At 60.9% G+C, this 20,931-nt stretch carries 18 protein-coding genes and 1 other annotated feature; of the genes, 9 read left to right on the top strand and 9 right to left on the bottom strand.

Features of this window, described 5'->3' with window-relative positions; translation table 11 throughout:
* From Q0K43_RS05255 to bilS, 4 genes are all read left to right on the top strand, one after another.
* A partial coding sequence (locus tag Q0K43_RS05255; protein WP_297289509.1) for a toprim domain-containing protein occupies window positions 1-1,287 on the top strand: 1,287 nt, incomplete at its 5' end.
* 69 nt (window positions 1,288-1,356) lie between these two features.
* A complete protein-coding gene (gyrA, locus tag Q0K43_RS05250) occupies window positions 1,357-3,864 on the top strand; it encodes a DNA gyrase subunit A (protein WP_297289508.1) in 2,508 nt (835 codons plus the stop codon).
* Between the two features lie 10 nt (window positions 3,865-3,874).
* The gene (rnhA, locus tag Q0K43_RS05245) at window positions 3,875-4,312 is read left to right on the top strand and encodes a ribonuclease HI (RefSeq protein WP_297289507.1); all 438 of its coding nucleotides are present in this window, start codon (window positions 3,875-3,877) and stop codon (window positions 4,310-4,312) included.
* A 10-nt stretch (window positions 4,313-4,322) separates the two neighbouring features.
* On the top strand, window positions 4,323-4,829 hold the full coding sequence (bilS, locus tag Q0K43_RS05240; RefSeq protein WP_297289506.1) for a flavodoxin family protein BilS: 507 nt from the start codon (window positions 4,323-4,325) through the stop codon (window positions 4,827-4,829).
* A 53-nt stretch (window positions 4,830-4,882) separates the two neighbouring features.
* On the opposite strand, the gene Q0K43_RS05235 is transcribed toward bilS, so the two are convergent.
* Window positions 4,883-6,319 (bottom strand): glycine--tRNA ligase, encoded by a 1,437-nt coding sequence (locus Q0K43_RS05235; RefSeq protein WP_297289505.1) that lies wholly within the window; start codon window positions 6,317-6,319, stop codon window positions 4,883-4,885.
* Window positions 6,320-6,377: 58 nt separating this feature from the next.
* Window positions 6,378-6,585, bottom strand: a binding site (T-box leader).
* Window positions 6,586-6,640: 55 nt separating this feature from the next.
* The gene (gene coaBC, locus Q0K43_RS05230) at window positions 6,641-7,837 is read right to left on the bottom strand and encodes a bifunctional phosphopantothenoylcysteine decarboxylase/phosphopantothenate--cysteine ligase CoaBC (protein ID WP_297289504.1); all 1,197 of its coding nucleotides are present in this window, start codon (window positions 7,835-7,837) and stop codon (window positions 6,641-6,643) included.
* 260 nt (window positions 7,838-8,097) lie between these two features.
* Here coaBC and Q0K43_RS05225 point away from each other — a divergent pair, with 260 nt between their 5' ends.
* Together Q0K43_RS05225 and Q0K43_RS05220 are read left to right on the top strand one after the other, a co-directional pair.
* Complete coding sequence (locus Q0K43_RS05225; protein ID WP_297289503.1) at window positions 8,098-8,787, top strand: ECF transporter S component; 690 nt, start codon at window positions 8,098-8,100, stop codon at window positions 8,785-8,787.
* A 1-nt stretch (window position 8,788) separates the two neighbouring features.
* Window positions 8,789-9,541, top strand: a complete 753-nt coding sequence (locus Q0K43_RS05220; RefSeq protein ID WP_297289502.1) for a type III pantothenate kinase — start codon at window positions 8,789-8,791, stop codon at window positions 9,539-9,541.
* A gap of 83 nt (window positions 9,542-9,624) precedes the next feature.
* On the opposite strand, the gene Q0K43_RS05215 is transcribed toward Q0K43_RS05220, so the two are convergent.
* From Q0K43_RS05215 to rpsT, 3 genes are all read right to left on the bottom strand, one after another.
* Entirely contained in the window at window positions 9,625-10,182 is a 558-nt protein-coding gene (locus Q0K43_RS05215) for a DUF5067 domain-containing protein (RefSeq protein ID WP_297289501.1), read from the bottom strand.
* Window positions 10,183-10,344: 162 nt separating this feature from the next.
* Complete coding sequence (locus Q0K43_RS05210; protein WP_297289500.1) at window positions 10,345-11,214, bottom strand: YihY/virulence factor BrkB family protein; 870 nt, start codon at window positions 11,212-11,214, stop codon at window positions 10,345-10,347.
* 129 nt (window positions 11,215-11,343) lie between these two features.
* Complete coding sequence (rpsT, locus tag Q0K43_RS05205) at window positions 11,344-11,607, bottom strand: 30S ribosomal protein S20 (RefSeq protein WP_297289499.1); 264 nt, start codon at window positions 11,605-11,607, stop codon at window positions 11,344-11,346.
* Between the two features lie 199 nt (window positions 11,608-11,806).
* On the opposite strand from rpsT, the gene gpr reads away from it, so the two are divergent.
* On the top strand, window positions 11,807-12,709 hold the full coding sequence (gpr, locus tag Q0K43_RS05200) for a GPR endopeptidase (protein WP_297289498.1): 903 nt from the start codon (window positions 11,807-11,809) through the stop codon (window positions 12,707-12,709).
* Window positions 12,710-12,818: 109 nt separating this feature from the next.
* On the opposite strand, the gene lepA is transcribed toward gpr, so the two are convergent.
* Both lepA and Q0K43_RS05190 read right to left on the bottom strand, forming a co-directional pair.
* Window positions 12,819-14,627, bottom strand: coding sequence for a translation elongation factor 4 (gene lepA / locus Q0K43_RS05195; RefSeq protein WP_297289497.1), 1,809 nt, complete (start codon window positions 14,625-14,627; stop codon window positions 12,819-12,821).
* Window positions 14,628-14,646: 19 nt separating this feature from the next.
* A complete protein-coding gene (locus Q0K43_RS05190) occupies window positions 14,647-15,342 on the bottom strand; it encodes a helix-turn-helix domain-containing protein (protein ID WP_297289496.1) in 696 nt (231 codons plus the stop codon).
* Between the two features lie 189 nt (window positions 15,343-15,531).
* Here Q0K43_RS05190 and pta point away from each other — a divergent pair, with 189 nt between their 5' ends.
* Together pta and Q0K43_RS05180 are read left to right on the top strand one after the other, a co-directional pair.
* A complete protein-coding gene (gene pta, locus Q0K43_RS05185; protein ID WP_366086139.1) occupies window positions 15,532-16,503 on the top strand; it encodes a phosphate acetyltransferase in 972 nt (323 codons plus the stop codon).
* 335 nt (window positions 16,504-16,838) lie between these two features.
* Window positions 16,839-18,329: a M23 family metallopeptidase gene (locus Q0K43_RS05180; RefSeq protein ID WP_297289495.1), complete on the top strand. Its 1,491-nt coding sequence runs from the start codon at window positions 16,839-16,841 to the stop codon at window positions 18,327-18,329.
* A gap of 66 nt (window positions 18,330-18,395) precedes the next feature.
* Here Q0K43_RS05180 and Q0K43_RS05175 read toward each other — a convergent pair whose 3' ends face one another.
* Together Q0K43_RS05175 and Q0K43_RS05170 are read right to left on the bottom strand one after the other, a co-directional pair.
* Window positions 18,396-20,309, bottom strand: coding sequence for a WG repeat-containing protein (locus Q0K43_RS05175; protein WP_297289494.1), 1,914 nt, complete (start codon window positions 20,307-20,309; stop codon window positions 18,396-18,398).
* Window positions 20,310-20,482: 173 nt separating this feature from the next.
* Window positions 20,483-20,931, bottom strand: a 449-nt coding sequence (locus Q0K43_RS05170; protein ID WP_297289493.1) for an amino acid--tRNA ligase-related protein, incomplete at its 5' end; no start/stop codon positions are given.

The following is a 20,931-nucleotide window of genomic DNA, read 5'->3' as shown; positions in this document are numbered from 1 at the left end:
GGCAGGGAGCAGAGGGACACCATGCACTACGCCGGCGGCATCCGGGAGTTCGTGTCCTACATCAACCGCTCCAAGGATGCCATCCACCCCGACGTGGTCTACATGTCCGGTATGAAGGACGACTCCATGGCGGAGGTGGCCTTCCAGTATAACGACGGCTATAACGAGACCATCGTCTCCTTTGCCAACAACGTCCACACCCCCGAGGGCGGCATGCACGAGGAGGGCTTCAAGCGGGCCCTCACCACCGTACTCAACAACTACGGCAAGAAGATGAAGCTGCTCAAGGACGAGGACAAGGTGTCCGGCGAGGACTGCCGGGAGGGTATCGCCTGCGTCATCTCCGTTAAGCTCACCGACGCCCAGTTTGAGGGCCAGACCAAGGCCAAGCTGGGCAACAGTGAGATCCGCACCCTGGTCAGTTCCATCGTCACCGATAAACTCTCCGAGTATCTGGAGGAGAACCCCGCGGTGGGCAAGGCCATTCTGGAGAAGGCCCTCATGGCCAACCGGGCCCGTGAGGCCGCCCGCAAGGCCCGGGAGTCCATCCGCCGCAAGACCGCCCTGGGCGGCGCCGCCATGCCCGACAAGCTGCGGGACTGCAACGAGGTCAATCCGGAACTCACCGAGCTGTACATCGTGGAGGGCGACTCCGCAGGCGGCTCGGCCACCCAGGGCCGGGACAGCCGGTTCCAGGCCATCCTCCCCCTGTGGGGCAAGATGCTCAACGTGGAGAAGGCCCGGGCCGACAAGGTGTACGGCAACGACAAGCTCACCCCCGTCATCACCGCCCTGGGGGCCGGCATCGGGGACGACTTCGACCTGGAGAAGCTGCGCTACCACAAGATCATCATCATGGCCGATGCCGATGTGGACGGCTCCCACATCCGTACCCTGCTGCTCACCTTCTTCTTCCGGTTCATGCGGCCCCTCATTGAACATGGCTATGTGTACGCCGCCGTGCCGCCGCTGTACAAGCTGACCCGTGGCAAGACCAGCCGGGTGGCCTTCTCCGATGAGGAGCGGGACAAGATCTCCGCCGAGCTGCGGGGCGACAACCCCAATACCAAGGTGGTCATCAACCGCTTTAAGGGCCTGGGCGAGATGGACTACCACGAGTTGTGGGAGACCACCATGGACCCGGAGCAGCGCACCCTGCGCCGCATCACCCTGGACGACGCGGTGCTGGCCGACCAGACCTTCACCGTCCTCATGGGGGAGAAGGTGGAGCCCCGGAAGGAGTTCATCGAACGCAACGCCAAGTACGCGGTGAATTTGGATTATTAAGGGGGGTCGGGCGACCGTAAAGGCCGCCTGCCGTGAACCACCCTATCATGAAGATTGAGAGGCATCAGCATGAGCAAAAAGCCACAGTACGATCCGGAGGAGATCCGGTACCCGGACCAGACCATCGTCACCTCACCTCTGGTGAAGGAGATGGAGCAGTCCTATATCGAGTACGCCATGAGCGTCATCAAGGGCCGCGCCCTGCCCGACGTGCGGGACGGCCTGAAGCCGGTCCATCGGCGTATCCTGTACGCCATGTACGAGGACAATCTGACGGCGGACAAGCCCTTCAAGAAGTCGGCCACCTGCGTGGGCGACGTGCTGGGCCGGTATCACCCCCACGGTGACGGATCGGTCTACGACGCCCTGGTGCGCCTGGCCCAGGACTTCTCCATGCGCTATCCCCTGGTGGACGGCCACGGCAACTTCGGCTCCATCGACGGCGACCCCGCCGCCGCCTACCGTTATACCGAGGCCCGTATGTCCAAGATCTCCGACGAGATGCTGCGGGATATTGAGAAGGACACGGTAAACTGGGACCCCAACTTTGACGAGTCCCGGAAGGAACCCCGGGTGCTGCCCTCCCGGTTCCCCAACCTGCTGGTCAACGGCTCGGCGGGTATCGCCGTGGGCATGGCCACCAACATCCCGCCCCACAACCTGCGGGAGGTCATTGACGCCACCGTCTGCATCCTGGACAACCCCGAGGCCACCCTGGCCGACCTGATGGAGTATGTGAAAGGCCCCGACTTCCCCACCAAGGGCATCATTATGGGCCGCTCCGGCATCCGGGCCGCCTACGCCACCGGCCGGGGCCGGGTGTGCGTCCGGGCCCGGACGGAATTTGAGGAGTTCGGCCAGAACCGCACCCGCATCATTGTCACCGAGATCCCCTACCAGGTGAACAAGCGGATGCTCATCAAGAACATGGCCGACCAGGTGGAGGACAAGCGGCTGGAGGGCATCTCCGACATCCGGGACGAGTCCGACCGCAACGGCATGCGGGTGGTCATTGAGCTGAAGCGGGACGCCAATCCCCAGGTGGTCCTCAACCGCCTGTTCGCCCAGACCCAGCTGCAAACCACCTTCGCCATCAACATGCTGGCCCTGGTGGACGACCAGTCCCAGCCCAAGATTCTCTCCCTGCGGCACATCCTGGACGAGTACATTGCCTTCCAGGAGGAGATCATCGTCCGCCGCACCAGATTCGACCTGAAGAAGGCCCAGGAGCGGGCCCACCTGCTGGAGGGTCTGCTCATCGCCCAGGACAACATTGACGAGGTCATCCATATCATCCGCTCCAGCTACGACAACGCCAGGGAGAACCTGATGAACCGCTTCGGCCTGGACGAGGTGCAGGCCCAGGCCATCCTGGATATGCGCCTGAAAGCCCTCCAGGGCCTGGACCGGGAGAAGCTGGAGAACGAGTACAAGGAGCTGGAGGAGCGCATCGCCTACTTCAACGAGCTGCTGGCCAGCGAGGAGAAGATCCGGGGCGTGCTGAAGGACGAGCTGATCGCCATCCGGGACAAGTACGGCGACGACCGGGTCACCGAGATCCAGGATGTGGAGGACGAGATCGACATCGAGGACCTGATCGAGGAGGAGGAGTGCGTCTTCACCCTCACCGCCGGCGGCTACATCAAGCGCACCCCCGCCTCCACCTACCGGGCCCAGCGCCGGGGCGGCAAGGGCATTACCGCAATGGCCACCAAGGAGGAGGACTATGTGGACACGGTGTTTACCGCCTCCACCCACGACTATATCCTCTTCTTCACCAATAAGGGCCGGGTCCACCGGAAGAAGGGCTACCAGATCCCCGAGGCCGGCCGCACCGCCAAGGGCACCAACCTGGTGAACGTGCTGCCCATCGAGCAGGACGAGAAGGTTACCGCCATGATCCACCTCAGGGAGTTCCCCGAGGACCGGTATCTGGTGATGGTCACCCGCACCGGCACCGTCAAGCGCATCCAGCTCTCCTCCATCTTTACCGCCCGCAAGGCGGGTATCCGCTGCATCACCCTGGAGGAGGGGGACGAGCTGATCTGCGTCCGGGAGACCGACGGGGAGCAGGCCATTTTGATCGTCACCCACGACGGCATGACCATCTGCTTCAAGGAGACCGACGTGCGCTGTATGGGCCGGGACGCCTGCGGCGTCCGGGGCATCAACCTGCGCCCCGGCGACTTCGTGGTGGGTGCCGCCCGGGCCAAGCAGGACCATCAGGTGCTGATGATTACCGAGAACGGCTACGGCAAACGCACCGAGATGGACGAGTATATCCGGGCGGGCGGCCTCCAGAAGCGGGGCGGCTATGGCCTGAAGGGCTACAACGTCACCGACAAGACCGGCCCCGTGGTGGGGGTCAAGGTGGTGAGCGACAGTGACGACGTGCTGGTCATCAACGACGCCGGCGTCATCATCCGCATGGCGGTGTCCGGCATCTCCACCTACGGCCGCACCGCCCAGGGCGTCAAGATCATGAACCTGGAGGATGGCGTGAAGGTCATCTCCTTCGCCCGCACCGACCATGAGGAGGACGAGGAGGAGACCGCCCCGGAGGAGGGGCTGTCGTAACAGGAGAGCCATGAAAACAGTTACCATCTATACCGACGGGGCCTGCTCGGGCAATCCCGGCCCCGGCGGCTGGGGGGCCATTCTGCAGTACGGAGCATTCAAAAAGGAACTCTCCGGCGGGGCGGCCCACACCACCAACAACCGCATGGAACTTACCGGCGTCATCACCGCCCTGAAGGCCCTGAAGGAACCCTGCATTGTGGAGCTGTACTCCGACTCCAAGTACGTCATCAACGCCCTGGAGAAGGGCTGGGCCAAAGGCTGGAAGGCCAGAGGCTGGGTGAAGGGGGACAAAAAGCCCGCCCTCAACCCGGACCTGTGGGAGGAGCTGCTGGGGCTGTGCGAATACCACACCGTAAACCTCCACTGGGTCAAGGGCCACGCCGACAACCCGTTTAACAACCGCTGCGACGAGCTGGCGGTGGCGGAGAGCCGGAAGTACAAGTAAGGAGAAACCTATGAAAATCGCCATTGTATTTGAGAGTATGACCGGCAACACCGCCCAGGTGGCCCAGGCCATCCGGGAGGCCTGTGAGGGCCACGACATTGTGGCTTTCGGTCCGCCTCCCCAGAATGTGGATCAGGCGGAGCTGGTCTTTGCCGGGTCCTGGACCGACAAGGGGAGCTGTACCCCCGCCATGCAGGAGTTTCTGCACACTCTGTACGGCAAGCGGGTGGCCCTCTTCGGCACCGCCGGCTTTGGAATTTCGGAGATGTATTTTGCCTCTCTCTCCGACCGCTTCAAGGGGGAGGTGCCGAAGGGCAATCAGGTGGTGAGCAGCTTTTTCTGTACCGGCAAAATGCCTCAGGCCGTCCGGGACCGGTACGAAGCCCAGCTGAAGGCCGACCCGGACAACGCCAAGCTGAAGGCCATGATCCAGGCCTTTGACCTGGCACTGACCCATCCGGACCAGAGCGACCTGGACCAGGCCGCCGACTTCGCCCGGGAGGCCATGAAGGCATAAAAGGCAAGAAAAAATCCCTGTTGCGTCAGCAACAGGGATTTTTTTGATGAAAATCAGAACTTCACGCGCTCAGCGATATAATTCTTGACCTCAGACATGGGGATGCGCACCTGCTCCATGGAGTCGCGCTCACGGACGGTGACGCAGTGGTCGGCGGGGGTGTTCTCGTCGCCCACGGTCTGGAAGTCCAGGGTGATGCAGAAGGGGGTGCCGATCTCGTCCTGGCGGCGGTACCGCTTGCCGATGCTCCCGGCGTCGTCGTAGTCCACCATGAAGTCCTTTGCCAGCTCGTCCCGCAGCTGCTGGGCGGGGCCGGAGAGAACCTCCTTCTTGCTCAGGGGCAGCACGGCGCACTTGAAGGGGGCCAGAGCGGGGTGGAGGCGCAGCACGGTACGCACGTCGTCGTTGCCCTTCTTGTCCTGGCCCACCACCTCCTGGTCGAAGGCGTCCACCAGGAAGGCCAGGGTCACGCGGTCGGCGCCCAGGGAGGGCTCCACCACATAGGGGATATAGTGTTCGCCGGTCTCCTGGTCGAAGTAGGTCATGTCCTTGCCGGAGACGTTCTGGTGCTGGGTCAGGTCGTAGTCGGTGCGGTCGGCCACGCCCCACAGCTCGCCCCAGCCGAAGGGGAAGAGGAACTCGAAGTCGGTGGTGCCCTTGGAATAGAAGCACAGCTCCTCGGGGCTGTGGTCCCGCAGCCGCAGGTGATCCTCCTGCATGCCCAGGCTCAGCAGCCAGTCCTTGCAGAAGGAGCGCCAGTACTGGAACCACTCCATGTCGGTGCCCGGCTTGCAGAAGAACTCAAGCTCCATCTGCTCGAACTCACGGGTGCGGAAGGTGAAGTTGCCGGGGGTGATCTCGTTGCGGAAGCTCTTGCCCACCTGGCACACGCCGAAGGGCAGCTTCTTGCGGGTGGTGCGCTGGATGTTGGGGAAGTTGACGAAGATACCCTGGGCGGTCTCGGGCCGCAGGTACACCGTGTTCTTGGCGTCCTCGGTGACCCCCTGGAAGGTCTTGAACATCAGGTTGAACTGACGGATGTCGGTAAAGTTGTGCTTGCCGCAGGAGGGGCAGGGGATGTTATGCTCCTCCACGAAGGCCTTCATCTCCTCCTGGGAGAAGGCGTCGATGGGCTTGGGCAGCTCCACCCCGTTCTCGCCGGCCCAGTCCTCGATGAGCTTGTCGGCCCGGAACCGCTCCTTACACTCCTTGCAGTCCATCAGGGGATCGGAGAAGCCGCCCAGATGGCCGGAGGCCACCCAGGTCTGGGGATTCATCAGGATGGCGGCGTCCAGGCCTACGTTGTAGGGGTTCTCCTGGACAAACTTCTTCCACCAGGCCTTTTTGACGTTGTTTTTCAGCTCCACACCCAGAGGGCCGTAGTCCCAGGTGTTGGCCAGGCCGCCGTAGATCTCGCTGCCGCCGAAGATAAAGCCGCGGCCTTTGCACAGGGTGACGATCTGCTCCATCGTCTTGTCAGTGTTTTTCATGTACCATACTCCTTTTATCTGGCTCAGGATAAAATAGAACGCCCTGAGCCGTTTTTCGGCTCAGGGCGAACAAAATTGTCCGTGGTTCCACCTGAATTCGTACCTGGCTGGTACGCGCTTCATTCCCGGTAACGGCGGGGGACCGGCGGGGCATTGCCTCCCCGCGGCTTACGGGCGCCTTCCCTCCACCTCCGCCGGAGTCTTGCACCGTCCGACTCCTCTCTGGTGCGGAAAATGGGGGTACTCCTCCCGATCACAGCCTTATCGCGGGCTATTCTATCATTTTTTCCCCCCACCGTCAAGGCAAAAAGGGGCGAAAACTCACCGGCGACCCATAATTTCGTCCAGCAGGGCGTGGGCGGCCTCCTCCTTGCTCATGAGGGGCAGCTCTTTCGCCCCGTCGGGGGAGATGAGGGTGAGCAGGTTGGTATCCACCCCGAAGCCCGCGCCTTCCTGCTTCAGGTTGTTGGCGGCAATGAGGTCGATGTGCTTTTTCTCCAGCTTCTGTTTGGAGTTTTCCACCATGTCACGGGTCTCCATAGAGAATCCGCACAGGAACTGGCCGGGGCTGCGATGCTCCCCCAGCCAGGCCAGGATGTCGCTGGTGCGGGAGAGGGGGAGGGAGAGGTCGGCATCATTGCCGCTCTTCTTGATCTTGTCCTCCGCCACGGATGCGGGGCGGTAGTCGGCCACGGCGGCCGCCTTGATGATGATGTCCTGCGTTGGCGCCCGGCTGGTCACCGCCTCAAACATGTCCTGGGCGGACACGATATCCACCACCTCCATGTAGGGGGGCTTTTTCAGATTCACCGGCCCGGACACCAGGGTGACCTCCGCCCCCCGGGCGGCGGCGGCTTTGGCGATGGCGTAGCCCATCTTGCCGGTAGAGTGATTGGTGAGATAGCGCACCGGGTCCAGGGCCTCCCGGGTGGGGCCGGCGGTGACCAGCACCTTGAGGCCGGTCATGTCCTTCTCATGGCTGAGGGCGTGGAGGACACATTCCAGCAGGTCCTCCGGCTCGGGCATCTTGCCCTTGCCCACCGCCCCGCAGGCCAGCCGGCCGCTGGCGGGCTCCACGATCTCCCAGCCATACTTGCGCAGAATGTCCAGGTTGTCCTGGGTGACGGGATTTTCGTACATCTTGGTGTTCATGGCGGGGGCGGCGATCTTGGGGCAGTTGCAGGCCAGAATGGTGGTGGTGAGCATATCGTCTGCCAGGCCGTGGGCCAGCTTGGCCAGCACGTTGGCGGTGGCGGGGGCCACCAGCACCAGATCGGCCTGGTCGGCCAGGGCAATATGTTCCACCTGGAACTGGTAGTTGCGGTCGAAGGTATCCACGCTCACCCGGTTGCCGGTGAGGGATTCAAAGGTGTGGGGGCCGATAAACTCGGTGGCGTTGCGGGTCATCACCACCTGGACGTTGGCCCCCTGCTTTACCAGGGCGGAGGCCAGATTGGCCGACTTATAGCAGGCAATGCCGCCGGTGACCCCCAGCAGCACGGTTTTTCCTTTCAGCATACAGTTCTCTCCTTTGCAGGCGGGCGGATGTGGGCATCCGCCCCTACTATCTGTATATGGCCATCCAATTATAGCAGACGGGAGGATCGTTTTCCACAATGTCATTGCATTTTGTGGACAAAGACGCTATAATAGCTCCGGCTGTCCCCGTCCGGGGCCGCTGTACTCTGTGAGACGGCAGGCCCTTTCCCAACCGGGACCGCCATCCAAATCACGCGCTGTATCCTCACAGGAGGAACGGCAGCTGGAGGTAATTGCATATGAAATCATCCCTCACCCGGTCCCAGCGGAGCAAGCAGGTGCAGGGCATGGCCATCCTGGCCATGTTTACCGGCATCATCTTCCTGCTCACCTTCACCCCCCTGGGGCTCATCGACCTGCCCGTCATCAAGGCCACCATTCTCCATGTGCCGGTGATTATCGGCTCCATCCTGCTGGGGCCCAAGAAGGGCGCCTTCCTGGGGGCCATGTTCGGCCTGTCCAGCATGATCAAAAATACGCTGGTGCCCGGGCTTTCTTCCTTTGTGTTTTCCCCCTTCATCCCCGTGCCCGGTCTGGACCGGGGCAGCCTCTGGGCTCTGTTTATCTGCTTTGTGCCCCGTATTCTGGTGGGCGTCACCCCCTGGCTGGTGTACACCCTCATAAAAACCCTCTTCCGCAAGTCCAACGCCGGTATCCAGACCGGGGGCATGGTGATTGCCGGGATCGTGGGCGCCCTCACCAACACTGCCCTGGTCATGGGCTCCATCGGCGTCATCTTCACCGAGGCCTATGCCGCCGCCCAGGGCATCCCCGCCGACGCGGTGCTGGGCTTCATCCTGGGCATTGTGGCCGCCAACGGCATCCCCGAGGCCATTGTGGCCGCCGTCATCACCCCCGCGGTGTGCGTGCCTATGGTGCGGGCCCTCAAGCTGGAGAAGAAGGCCCCCGCCGCCGCTCAGCCCGCCTGAGATGCTGCTGGCGGTTGATATCGGCAACACCACCGTTGCCGTGGCGGGGCTGGAGGGGGAGCAGGTGGCCTTTGTGAAGCGCCTGCCCAGCGACCCGGCCCTGGACTGGATCACATCTCTGAAAGAGCTGCTGGAGGGGGTGGAGGCCCAAGGGGCCGTCCTCTCCTCGGTGGTGCCCGCCCTCACCGGTCCGGTGGGGGAGGGGCTGGAAGCGGTCACTGGAAGGCCCGTCCTGGTGGTGGACAAAACCACTCATACCGGCCTGGATCTCAGCGGCTACGACACCGCCAACCTGGGTATGGACCGGGTGGTGGACTGCGTGGCCGCTCTGGCCCGCTGGGGCGGCCCGGCGGCGGTGTTTGACATGGGTACCGCCACCACCCTGTCGGTGGTGGACGGGCAAGGCCGCTTTTTGGGGGGCATGATCCTACCCGGCCTGGCCCTGGGCCTGGAGGCCCTGTCTGCCCGGGCCGCCCAGCTGCCCCCTGTGGAGCTGTCCCCGCCGGAAGGTTTGCTGGGGACGGACACCGCGTCCTGCATGAAGTACGGCGCCCTCTACGGCGCCGCCGGCGCCATCGAGGGCATCGTGGGGCGGCTGCAGGAGGAGCTGGGAGAGCTGACGGTGGTACTCACCGGCGGCAACAGCACCCTGGTGCGCCCCCTGCTGCGTATCCCCGCCGCCTGGGAACCCCACCTGACCTTTTTTGGGCTGGGGGAGATCTGGAAACGGAATACAAAAAAAGTAAGGGTATAAACAAAATTAAATTCCAGCAAGAGTAAGGAAACACCTTATCTCTTGCTGGAATTTCTTGCTTATATACCTTTTTGGCAACAGATCTACGACAGAGTAGACGGGTCAAACTCCATATATGCAACAGGGGGATTTTCTTCAAATGTAATCCATTCTTCCACTTCTACTTCAACAATTGAAGTGGTGTTGCTAAGTACAAATGCACTTTGAATGTCAATCGTAGTACCTGGACGAACTTCCCTCATGAAAGAACCAGAATCATAGATGGAATCATCCATAATAAGTGCGGTATCTAACTCTATTCCATCTTGAAAGGCAGAACAAGATACCGCAGTCATAGAACTTTCAGTATCGCTGCTGTTATTTGTCCACGAATATGTTACAACAATCGCCGGGTTTCCTTCATAATCTTCGGTTAGAACAGCTGATTTGATCTCTACTTCATAGTCACCAAGTGTTGCGGAATTTGTATTTTCGGAGGTCTCAACTGGCTCCGGCACCTCAGAAACAATAGGTGCAGAAGGGTTTGCATTAGGTGATGTGTTTACTCCTGATGTGTTATTGCCGGATTCAGCAGAACACCCAATGAGTAATCCCAAGACTCCTATGGACATACCAATTGTCATAAATAAATTTTTCCTCATATCCACCGCTCCTTAATTCAAGACATGTGAGTATGCATGAAATTTAGCATATGACATAATAATTGTCAAGTATAGAAAATTATCTCAAAAAACATTGAGAAGGAATATAGACAAATTGAAGTACAGCAAGGCGGTTGTACTTTTTTAATATGGCCAAGTTATTTATCGCTCCTCTTTTTTCAGCTCTTTCAGCAGTTTCAGCTTTTTGTGGCGGTACCACACGCAGTTGAATACGTTGCCCAGGATCAGGATGTTGCCGCACAGGTAGAGCCACACCAGCAGGATGATGATGGAGGCCAATGACCCGTATACCAGGGAGTACCGGGAGGACAGGCCGATGAACCAGGAGAAGAGGATGGAGAACACCGACAGGGCCACCGCCGCCAGGAAGGCGCCGGTCATGACGGGGGGGCGGGGCTTGCCCCGGGGGGCGGCCACCCGGTAGACCAGCAGCACAAAGAGGAACACCAGCAAAAACAGCAGCAGAAAACGCATCCACTGCCAGTCCCAGGGTAGCACGCCCGCATCCAAATGGAGCAGCCGCTCCACCTCCTGGAAGAGCCAGCCGCCGGTGAGCAGCACCACCAGGGACAAAAAGATGGTGACCAGCAGCAGCAGAGCAAAAAGCACACTGGCAACAATTTGCCGAAATCCGCGGTATCCCTTGCGGCTATAGATCTCCTCCATAATGTTCATCAGCGCCCGGAAGGCCGCCGAGGCAAAAAACAACGTCATGAAGATCCCCGCCGCCAGCAGACCGGGGGACTGGTTGGTGGTGATGTAGCCCACATATTCTCCCAGAATGTCATATGCGGCCTTGGGCAGCAGGGGGGCGGCGGCGGCCAGCACCGCCTCCAGATCCACCGGCAGCAGCACGATAAAGGCGTTGACGCAGATGAGCAGGGGGAAAAAGGACAGGATGAGAAAATAGGCCAGCTCCGCCGCCGAGCGGGAGATATGCTTGGAAAAATAGAGATCCGTCATCTCCAATATAAACTTGACCGGCTTTTTTTGCAGCAGCCGTTTGGGCATGGAGCCCACCTCCCTGAGACAGGTTCCCTATAGATATACCATAAAATGGAAGATAATGCAAGGGCAGCGGGCGCCCATTGGGCAGCAAAAAACCGCCTGCTTGGCAGGCGGTTTCATGTTGACCACAGATTAGGCCAGCTTGTTCAGCTTAATGGTCATGGCGCTCTTCTTGTGCGCAGCGTTGTTCCGGTGCAGCAGACCACGAACCACGGCCTTGTCGACCGCCTTAACGGCCACCTTGTAAGCGCCCTCGGCCTCGCTGCGGTTGCCTTCGACCACCGCGGCCTCAAACTTCTTGATGTCGGTCTTGAGGGCGGACTTCGCGGCCTTATTCTGCATGGCCTTGGTCTCGTTCACCAGGACACGCTTCTTGGCAGACTTAATATTCGGCAAACCAAACACCTCCTCCGATGACGATAGTAATACACATAGTTTGCCCCGTGCATTTTTACATTCTAGCAGGTGGGCAAGAAAATTGCAACAGTTTTTTTCAGGATTTTTCACTTTTTTCGTATATGAGTAAGCTCTTCGCAAAAAATAGAGGCAAGGAGAATACAAAACACCATATCTTGGGGTAGACAGGAGGGCCATTATGGACAAGAGACGGACGGATCTGGCGGTGGAGGCCGCCCAACTGTGGCGGGAAGGGGGCGGCGCCGAGGAATTGCAGGGCGTGACGCAGCAGGAGAGCCTGCGGGAGGGCTATCCGGTGACCACCGTGCGGGTGCTGGACCAGGAGGGGGCAAAAGCCATCGGCAAACCGGTGGGGGCCTATGTGACCATCACCCTGGACGGCCTGGCCCGCCGGGAGCAGGACGCCTTTGGCCGGGCGGCCCGGGCGGTGGCCGCCGAGCTTCGCGCCCTGCTCAAGCTGCCGGAAGGGGCTCCCGCCCTGGTGGTGGGCCTGGGCAACCGGGCCATCACCCCGGACAACATCGGCCCCGCCGCCGCCGACCACACCATGGTCACCCGCCATCTGGTGGAGAAGGTGCCGGAACATTTTGGTTCCTTCCGCCCGGTGGCCGCCCTGGCGGCGGGGGTGCTGGGCACCACGGGGGTGGAGAGCGGGGAGCTGGTGCGTGCGGTAACCGAAAAGATCCGCCCCGCCTGCGTCATTGCGGTGGACGCCCTGGCCTCCCGCAGCCTGAGCCGGGTGTGCAATACCATCCAGCTGGCGGACACCGGCATCACCCCCGGCTCCGGGGTGGGCAATGCCCGGGCGGCTCTGGATCAGGCCAGTCTGGGGGTGCCTGTCATTGCCGTGGGGGTGCCCACGGTGGTGGACGGGGCCACCCTGGCCGCCGACCTGCTGGCCGAGGCGGGCCAGGCCGACCTGGACCCCCAGGCCCTCCGGGGGGCGGGGGAGGGGGTGCTGGTCACCCCCAGGGACATTGACGCCAAGGTCACCGACCTGGCCAAGGTGGTGGGGTTCGGCATCAACCTGGCCCTCCAGAACGGCCTGACGGTGGAGGATGTGGAGCTGTTTCTCAGCTGAGGGGGCGGGCCCATGTGGGCATGGGCCCCTACGAATTGTAATGTAGGGGCGGGTGCCCACACCCGCCCGTAAAAAAGACCTGCCGCAATCTTGCAGCAGGTCTTTTTGGTTATTCCTCGTCCAGCTTCAATACGGCCATAAACGCCTCGGTCGGGATCTGTACCGTACCAAGGCTCCGCATCTTCTTTTTGCCCTCTTTCTGCTTCTCCAGCAGCTTCTTCTTTCGGGTGATGTCACCGCCGTAGCACTTGGCCAGCACGTCCTTGCGCATGGCCTTCACGGTTTCCCGGGCAATGACCTTGCCGCCGATGGCGGCCTGGACCGGCACCTCGAAGAGCTGACGGGGGATGTTCTCCTTCAGCTTTTCGCACAGACGGCGAGCCCGAGGATAGGCCTTGTCCTTGTGGGCGATGAAGGAGAGGGCGTCCACCTGGTCGCCGTTGAGCAGCATATCCACCTTCACCAGCTCGGAGGGCTCGTACCGGTCCATCTCGTAGTCCAGGGAGGCGTAGCCCTTGGTGCGGGCCTTCAGGGTGTCGAAGAAGTCGTAGATGATCTCGCCCAGGGGCATGGAGTAGTGCAGCTCCACCAGATTGGTGTCCAGATACTGCATGTCCTTATACTCACCCCGGCGGTCCTGGCACATGGGCATGATGTTGCCCACATAGTCCGGCGGCGTGACGATGGACACCTTGGCGTAGGGCTCCTCCGCCAGCTCGATCACCGCGGGATCGGGATAGTTGTGGGGGTTATCCACCATGACCACGCTGCCGTCGGTCTTGGTGATCCGGTAAATGACGGAGGGCAGGGTGGTGATGAGATCCAGGTCAAACTCCCGTTCCAGCCGCTCCTGGATGATCTCCATATGGAGCATCCCCAAAAAGCCGCAGCGGAAGCCGAAGCCCAGGGCCACCGAGGATTCCGGCTCAAAGGACAGGGAGGCGTCGTTGAGCTGGAGCTTCTCCAGGGCGTCCCGCAGGTCGGGATATTTGCTGCCGTCCTCGGTGTAGATGCCGCAGTACACCATGGCACGGGCGGGGCGGTAGCCGGGCAGAGGCTCCGCCGCCGGGGCCTCCGCCCCGGTGATGGTGTCGCCCACCTGGGTGTCCTTCACGTTCTTGATGGAGGCGGTAAAGTAGCCCACCTCGCCGGCGATCAGTTCGTTGCAGGGCTCCATGCCCAGGGGGAGCAGGTGGCCGCACTCCAGCACCTGGTAGGTGGCGCCGGAGGCCATCAGCTTCACGTTCATGCCGGTTTTGATGGTACCCTCCATCACCCGGAAGTAGACGATGACCCCCCGATAGGGGTCGTACTGGCTGTCGAAGATGAGAGCTTTCAGGGGGGCCTTAGGGTCGCCCTTGGGGGCGGGGACGTTCTTTACGATGTCCTCCAGCACAGCGGGGATGTTGATGCCCACCTTGGCGGAGATCTCGGGGGCGTCCTGGGCGGGGATGCCGATGATATTCTCGATCTCGTCCTTCACCCGCTGGGGGTCGGCGGCGGGCAAGTCGATCTTGTTGACCACCGGCAGGATCTCCAGGTCGTGTTCCATTGCCAGGTAGGTGTTGGCCAGGGTCTGTGCCTCAATGCCCTGGGCGGCGTCCACCACCAGGATGGCGCCCTCGCAGGCGGCCAGGGAGCGGGATACCTCGTAGTTGAAGTCCACATGGCCCGGGGTGTCGATGAGGTTGAGTTCGTAGGTCTCGCCATCCTCCGCCCGGTAGTTCAGGCGGACGGCCCGGGCCTTGATGGTAATGCCCCGCTCCTTCTCCAGGTCCATGTTGTCCAGCAGCTGGGACTCCATCTCCCGGGCGGCAACGGCGTTGCACGCCTCGATCAGCCGGTCGGACAGCGTGGATTTGCCGTGGTCAATGTGGGCGATGATGGAGAAGTTGCGGATCTTGGATTGGTCAGTCATAGATAAAACCTCCGGGAGATCATTTTTCCCTGCGCTCGGGGGAGCGGCGGTTGATGCGCTCGCCGGTGTTGTGGATGATCTGGAGCAGGGACTGGTACAGGCCGGGATAGTTCTCCATCAGCGCGTCGTTGTTCATGGGCGGGAAGTTTCCCTTGTCCTTGACATGGGCGGCCAGAGCTTCGGTATATTCCGTCTCGGCGTAGATCATGTCGGCAAAGGGGATGCCGGTGGTGAACTGCCGGGCGGAGACCGAGAAAAAGTCCTCGTTCTGGGTGCCGTCCGCCCGGTAGAGATGGCGGAACAGCTTGTAGATGGCGGTGCCCAGGTAGTCGGCGGCGGCGTTGATGGCCTCCTTCTTGCCGGTCTTGCCCAGCAGGTCGAACAGCACGCCGGTGGAGTTGACCAGCAGCTTCTTGTTCAGGGTGGCCAGGATGGAGCCATGCAGCACGTTGTCCTTCTCGGTGGAGTAGTCGTACAGCTCCTCGGCGGCAATGGTGGTGCCGTCCCGGCTCAGGGTGCGGCCCAGCAGAAAGTCGGCGGACACATTATAGTAGTTGCAGGCCTTGATGACAAAGGCCAGGCCCGGTTCCCGAACGCCGTTTTCATAATGGGACAGCAGCGCCTGGCTGATGCCCAGGTCCTTGGCCACCGCCCGTTGGGATGCCCCCTTCTCCTGCCGCAGCAGAGACAGACAGCGGGAAAAATCAGACGTCATAATGCACCTCTCCTAAAAAACAGTGTGTATAGTATAATTGTAAAAATACCAAAAGTAAAGCACATTTTTTTAATATTTTCGTCCAGGTTCTTGTGAACGCCGGGAGGACAGGTGTATAATAATCATACCGCCAAGTATTTGGCAAAAGTACGGAATATTGAAATGGAGGAGATTCCCGTGGCCATTCATATGTTTCAGCAGCTCATTGACACGCTGAAAAAGAGCCCCAAACGGATTGTATTTACCGAGGGCACCGACCCCCGCATTCTGGAGGCAAGCGCCCGGCTGCTGGCCGGTACCTTCCTGACCCCCGTTCTCATCGGCAACGAGGCGACGGTCAAAAACGCCGCCGAGGAGGCCGGCTACAACATCCGGGGCGCCGAGATCATTGATCCCGCCACCTATGCCGGTATGGATCAGCTGGTGGAGCAGATGGTGGAGCTGCGTAAGGGCAAGATGACCGCCGACGAGTGCCGCGCCGCCCTGCAGAAGGGCAACTACTTCGGTACCATGCTGGTCAAGGCGGGCGTGGCCGACTGCCTGCTGGGCGGCGCCACCTATTCTACCGCCGATACCGTCCGTCCGGCCCTGCAGCTCATCAAGACCAAGCCGGGCAACAAGATCGTGTCCTCCTGCTTTATCATGGTCCGTGAGGGCGTGGGCGACAACACTGTGCTGGCCATGGGCGACTGCGCCATCAACATCGATCCCACCGAGGACGAGCTGGTGGAGATCACCACCGAGGTGGCCCACTGCGCCCGGATCTTCGGCATCGACCCCAAGGTGGCCATGCTGAGCTATTCCACCAAGGGCTCCGGCAAGGGCGAGACTGTGGACAAGATGCGCCACGCCTTTGAAAAGGTGATGGCCACCAATCCCGACTTCGACGTGGACGGCGAGCTGCAGTTTGATGCCGCCGTTTCTCCCGCCGTGGGCCAGCTGAAGTCCCCCGGTTCCCCCGTGGCCGGCTACGCCAACACCTTTATTTTCCCCAACATCAACGCCGGCAACATCGGCTACAAGATCGCTCAGCGCCTGGGCGGCTTTGACGCCTACGGCCCCATCCTGCTGGGCCTCAACGCCCCCATCAACGACCTGTCCCGTGGCTGCAACGCCCAGGAGGTCTACTCGATGGCCATCATCACCGCGGCTTTGGCCTAACAAAACGGTACGAAAAGCCGGAGTACTCTCAGGGGTACTCCGGTTTTTTATGCCTATGGGCAAAATGCCGAAATGTGGCGAAAGAACTGCGAGGCGACACCGCCCTCCTTGGGGGGTGTCGCCCCTGTTCTTTGCCGTATACCACCAGATGTCGTGGCGTGAATTTTATTTCCAAAGGATGGATCACAACCCCCCGTTTTTCCCGGAAAGCCTTGACTTTTGGTACAAATGCGTGTATGATTACGACTGTAACCATTTGTAACTTTTCGTTTCCAGCTGTTACCGATCAGATACAGATCGGTTTCAATCCCATAATATAGGAGGGGGACGCCCCCATGGATGAGATCCTTCATATTCCGCAGCAGGAGGAAAAGGCGCAGAGCCTGACGGACCGTGTTCGGACTAAAATGGAAGCTGCCAGCGCCGTGATCCGGGCCAATGCCGAGCGGCTGCGCCGCTGGTCGGACGCCGCCACCGCCGGTGGGGGCCGGATCATCAGCCCGGTGCATTTCCTGGCTGCTGCTGCTGTGGTGGGCGTGGCCGCCGTGGTCACCACCGTCTATACCCCTGCCTATGTGGTGGCGGTGGACGGCGTGTCCCTGGGCACTGTGGCATCCCCTCAGGTTTTTGAGCAGGCGGTGGAGCGGGTGGAGGCCCGGGCCACCGAGATCCTGGGCTATGAGTACGCGCTGGACGGTGAGATTTCCTACTCCCTGGCGCTGACCGAGCCGGAGAACCTGACGCCTGTGGCCGAGTTTGAGAACTATCTCTTCGACCAGATTGGCGACGTGATGAAAAATTATGTGCTTACCGTCAATGGCCAGATGATTGGTGCGGCCCAGGACCAGGAGACCCTCAACCTGATCTTGGATCAGGTAAAGGCTCCCTATATTAATGAGAATACCATTTCCGCCGAGTTTACTTCCGGCGTGTATATTACTCAGGAATACACCGCTTCCAGCGTGAACCAGGACGCCGACGCCATGTTGGCCGCCCTCACCGCCAACACCAACGGCCAGACCACCTATGAGGTGCAGAAGGGCGACACCTTTGTTGGGATCGCCGCCGACAACGGCATGACCCTCTCCGAGCTGGAGGCCCTTAATCCCGACACCGACAGCAGCCGGATCTATGTGGGCCAGATTGTCAACGTGAAAGAGGAGGTCCCCTTCCTGTCGGTCAAGACGGTGGATCATGTGACCTACACCGAAGAGATCGACTGCCCGGTGGTTGAGGTGGAGGACGACACCATGTACCAGGGCCAGTCCAAAGTCCTGGACGCCGGCGTACCCGGCGAGCAGGTGGTTACCGCCGACGTGGCCTACCTCAACGGTGTGGAGCAGGAACGGACCGTGCTGGACACCCAGGTTACTCGGGAAGCCACCAATAAGGTCATCGCCGTAGGCACCAAGGTGCGGCCCACCTGGTATCCCACCGGCACCTATATCTGGCCGGTGTACGGCACAATCACCTCCCGGTTCGGTTACCGCTCCGTCTTTGGCTCCTACAGCTATCACCGGGGCCTGGATATTGCCACCGCCTACGGCACTACCATCAAGGCCTCCGACGGCGGCACGGTGGTGTGGTCGGGTACCGGTACCGGCAGCTATTGGAGTTACGGCAACTATGTGGTCATCGACCACGGCAACGGCGTTCGCACCCTGTACGCCCACTGCTCCAGCCTGCTGGTCTCCACCGGCGAAAAGGTCTACCAGGGCCAGCCCATTGCCCGGGTGGGTTCCACCGGTCGGTCCAGCGGCAACCACTGCCACTTTGAGGTGCAGATGAGCGGCACCCCCGTCAACCCCCTGGCCTACCTGGGGTAAAATAAGATCATCAAAAAGCCCGGCGCGTCTCATGACGCGCCGGGCTTTTTCACATGGGGGATCTGGTTACGCCAGCTTCATCACGGCCTGGAACAGGCGGTAGATGGTGACGTAGGACTGCTCACGGGTGTAGGTGCCCAGGGGGGTGAAGGCGTTGCCGCCGGTGCCGCTCATCACGTTGATCTGGTAGACGAAGTTCACCGCGTCGGTAAACCACACGCCCACCTTGTCGCTGTCCACGAAGCCGGCGTTTTCCACCTTACTGGTGTCCATGCCCAGCACCTTGGCGGAACGCATGAGGAGGGCGGCGGCTTCCTGACGGGTGATGGTGGCGTAGGGGTCGAACAGACCGCCGCCGCGGCCGGAGACGATGCCCAGGGCATAGGCGGCAATGGCGCTGGAGTCGGTGGTGTCCTTGAAGGGATACTGGCTGATCCAGCTCTGCAGATCCTTGCCGGTCTGCGCCTTGACGATGTCCTCAATATCCTGGTCCAGGGTTTCCTCGATGGCCTGGATGGTCAGGTCGCAGAACTCGCCGCGGGTGATGTTGTTGAGGTACAGGTTCTGCAGATAGGTGGGTACCAGGTTCTCCTCGATGGCGGCGGTAACCTCCGCATAGGCCCAGCCGCTCATGTCGCTCTCGGCGGGCAGGGGGGGCAGGTACTCAATGTGGCCGTAGCCGTACTTGCCGTTTTCCTGGATGACCACATATTCGCTGGGGGTAACGATGGTTTTGTTGTCCCCTTCGCCCATAAAGTAGGTGGAGGGATCCAGCTTGTCGGCGCCGGGGATGGCGTTGCCCTTGCTGTCAATGAGGAAGGCCTTGCTGCCGTCATAGGCCACGGCGTAGCCGCTGCCGTTGAAGCCGGTGGTTTCGGCGTACTGGGCGGGGATGACCACGTTCAGGTCTTCGTCCAGATAGCCCCACTTGCCGTTCTGCTGGAAGGCAAGCAGACCGAAGGAGTAGGTGTACAGATGCTCGTAGTTGAAGGGGATTACAGTCTTGCCGCTCTTGTCGATGGCGCCCCACTTGCCGGCGGGGTTCTCCACCATAGCCAGGCCGGTGACGCCAAAGACCTCATAGGCCCCATAGATGTCGTTGACCCGGAAGTTGGTGTAGGCGGAATCAATGACAAACCGGCCGGAGGCGTCCACAAAGCCCCACCGGCGGGTGGTCTCCCAGGTCTCGTTGTCCATGCGGCAGACACACACGGGAGCCACGCCCTGGTTGAAGGGACGCAGATCGAAATAGTAGTAGGCCTGATCGTCCTCGGGAAGCTGGATATTCAGCAGCTGGCCGGTCTTGAGATCCGCAAAGTGCAGGTCGCCGCCCTCGATGGCGGGCTCGCCAATGATGACCTTGCCCTCGGTGACCTGGAAGCCCCAGGGAGTGAGATAGCAGTCCTCGGGCAGGGGCAGCTCCACAATGCTGCCGGTGGTGTCGTAGATGTAGCTGGTGGGCTCATCGGGGCGCTGCAGGATAATGTAGCCATTGTGGAAGATCATGTCGTTGCTCAGCATGGAGTCACCGGTCACATACTGGATGGGGCCGGTCTGATAATCGTTGGTCTTCCAGTCGTACTGATCCGGGCAGATGAGCGGGGTGTAGTTGCCCTTGGTATCCACAAAGCCCAGCTCGTAGGCGGCCAGGGACTCGTCCGGATCATAGTACGGATCCATCTCCACCTCGTTGCCCACCAGGGCAAACCCCTCGCTGAACAGGCCCACGATATCGTACTGGAAGGGGATGACGGTCTTGCCGGTCTCGTCGATGTAGCCCCACTTGCCGTTCTGCTTCACCGGAGCCAGGCCGTTGTTGAAGGTGCCGGCGTCCTCGTACTTGGGGGCGATGGCCTCGCTGTAGGTCAGCACGCCCCGCTCCGGGGCGTCCTCCCCGGCAGCCAGGACGGCGGGAGCCAGAGACAGAGTCAGGCACAGGGCCAGACCCGCTGCGGCCATGCGTTTGGTCAGGGATTTCAATGTGCATCTTCCTTTCTCTTTCACTCTATAGAAGTATTATTTCATGAAAATTCGGATATAGAAATAACACTTCCCTGAGAGTATAGTACAGGCAAGCAGGAAAGTCAATCGGAGAAAAAGAAAAGCGGCCGCCAAATGGCGGCCGCTTCTGCGGCAATGGTTTTTTGGGACAGTTACTCGTCCTCTTCCTTTTTGGTACACACGATGTTCAGCTCGTCCAGCTGGGCGTCGGTGACGAAAGAGGGAGCGCCCATCATCAGGTCCTGGGCGTTCTTGTTCATGGGGAAGGGGATAATCTCGCGGATGGACTCCTCGCCGGCCAGCAGCATGACCATCCGATCCACGCCGGGGGCGATGCCCGCGTGGGGAGGCGCGCCGTAGGTGAAGGCGTTGTACATGGCGGGGAACTTGGCCTTTACGTCGTCCTCGCCCAGCCGCACCAGCCGGAAGGCCTCGATCATGATCTCGGGGTCGTGGTTCCGCACCGCGCCGGAGGACAGCTCCACGCCGTTGCACACCAGGTCGTACTGGAAGGCGGTGATGGACAGGGGGTCCACCTCGCCGGCAGCGGCCTTCTTCAGGATCTCCAGGCCGCCGTTGGGCATGGAGAAGGGGTTGTGGC

The sequence above is a fragment of the uncultured Flavonifractor sp. genome, from assembly GCF_944383115.1.
Lineage (GTDB): Bacteria > Bacillota > Clostridia > Oscillospirales > Oscillospiraceae > Flavonifractor.
This window is presented reverse-complemented; position numbering and strand designations above follow the sequence as displayed.

Coding starts and splice junctions, on each gene's coding strand:
- gyrA (WP_297289508.1), top strand. CDS start 1,357: ATGAGCAAAAAGCCACAGTACGATCCGGAGGAGATCCGGTACCCGGAC.
- rnhA (WP_297289507.1), top strand. CDS start 3,875: ATGAAAACAGTTACCATCTATACCGACGGGGCCTGCTCGGGCAATCCC.
- bilS (WP_297289506.1), top strand. CDS start 4,323: ATGAAAATCGCCATTGTATTTGAGAGTATGACCGGCAACACCGCCCAG.
- Q0K43_RS05235 (WP_297289505.1), bottom strand. CDS start 6,319: ATGAAAAACACTGACAAGACGATGGAGCAGATCGTCACCCTGTGCAAA.
- coaBC (WP_297289504.1), bottom strand. CDS start 7,837: ATGCTGAAAGGAAAAACCGTGCTGCTGGGGGTCACCGGCGGCATTGCC.
- Q0K43_RS05225 (WP_297289503.1), top strand. CDS start 8,098: ATGAAATCATCCCTCACCCGGTCCCAGCGGAGCAAGCAGGTGCAGGGC.
- Q0K43_RS05220 (WP_297289502.1), top strand. CDS start 8,789: ATGCTGCTGGCGGTTGATATCGGCAACACCACCGTTGCCGTGGCGGGG.
- Q0K43_RS05215 (WP_297289501.1), bottom strand. CDS start 10,182: ATGAGGAAAAATTTATTTATGACAATTGGTATGTCCATAGGAGTCTTG.
- Q0K43_RS05210 (WP_297289500.1), bottom strand. CDS start 11,214: ATGCCCAAACGGCTGCTGCAAAAAAAGCCGGTCAAGTTTATATTGGAG.
- gpr (WP_297289498.1), top strand. CDS start 11,807: ATGGACAAGAGACGGACGGATCTGGCGGTGGAGGCCGCCCAACTGTGG.
- lepA (WP_297289497.1), bottom strand. CDS start 14,627: ATGACTGACCAATCCAAGATCCGCAACTTCTCCATCATCGCCCACATT.
- Q0K43_RS05190 (WP_297289496.1), bottom strand. CDS start 15,342: ATGACGTCTGATTTTTCCCGCTGTCTGTCTCTGCTGCGGCAGGAGAAG.
- pta (WP_366086139.1), top strand. CDS start 15,532: ATGTTTCAGCAGCTCATTGACACGCTGAAAAAGAGCCCCAAACGGATT.
- Q0K43_RS05180 (WP_297289495.1), top strand. CDS start 16,839: ATGGATGAGATCCTTCATATTCCGCAGCAGGAGGAAAAGGCGCAGAGC.